We start from the raw sequence: 904 nt of genomic DNA on the forward strand, positions 1-904 counted from the left end.
GCGTCACCACCTAAAGACGTAGCAACACCGCTCCCTAGAGCATAAAGCTGTGAACCATTAACAGCATCACTTGAACCAGAGGCAACCGTTCCATCCGCAAGATGCATAATCTTGCTGTTACTTCTTGCTCTTTCTACTCCATGACCTGCATCATATGCTTTCTCCCCATCATTCCATGACAACGCATCACTCTTAATCTGCTCGCTGATCTGATTACCAAGCTCTTGCTTAATCTGATTGGTGATTTTGTTACCAAAGTTTGTGAAAGCGACATTAACGCCATCAAAGGCAGCTGCTACAGTCTCATATTCTTTCGTATCTTCCGTTTCATCTTCACTGAAGGTCTTAACCTTAAATTTAGCAGCAACCCACTTGCCATCCTCATAGCTTGCATCACCGCCCAATGTCTTTGCAACACCGCTCCCTAGAGCATAAAGCTGTGAACCATTAACAGCATCACTTGAACTAGAATTAATATCTCCTGCAGCAAGGAATTCAATCTTGCTATCCTTTTCGCCATGCGTTGCTGCAAATGCGTTATGCTCATTGCTCCACAACAAGGAATCCCCTTTAACTTCCTTATTAATATTGTCTAACTTTTCATTAAAGTCATTAACAACAGTATTCAGATGCTTGTTAACATTGCTGAAGTTCGTATCAATTCCTGCAAACGCAGAGCCTACATCATTATAGCTCTTCTTCTCACCTTCCTTACCATCTTCATCAAACATTTTCAGGATAAAGCTTGGGGCTGTCCATTGGCCATCTTCATAGCTAGCGTCACCACCTAAAGACGTAGCAACACCGCTCCCTAGAGCATAAAGCTGTGAACCATTAACAGCATCACTTGAACCAGAGGCAACCGTTCCATCCGCAAGATGCATAATCTTGCTGTTACTTCTTG

At 43.0% G+C, this 904-nt stretch carries 1 pseudogene; it reads right to left on the reverse strand.

Features of this window, described 5'->3' with window-relative positions:
- A pseudogene (locus PVV59_RS09800) lies at window positions 1–904 on the reverse strand (hypothetical protein); the annotation flags it as partial.

It is taken from the genome of Bartonella sp. MM73XJBT.G, assembly GCF_028618435.1.
Classification (GTDB): Bacteria; Pseudomonadota; Alphaproteobacteria; order Rhizobiales; family Rhizobiaceae; genus Bartonella.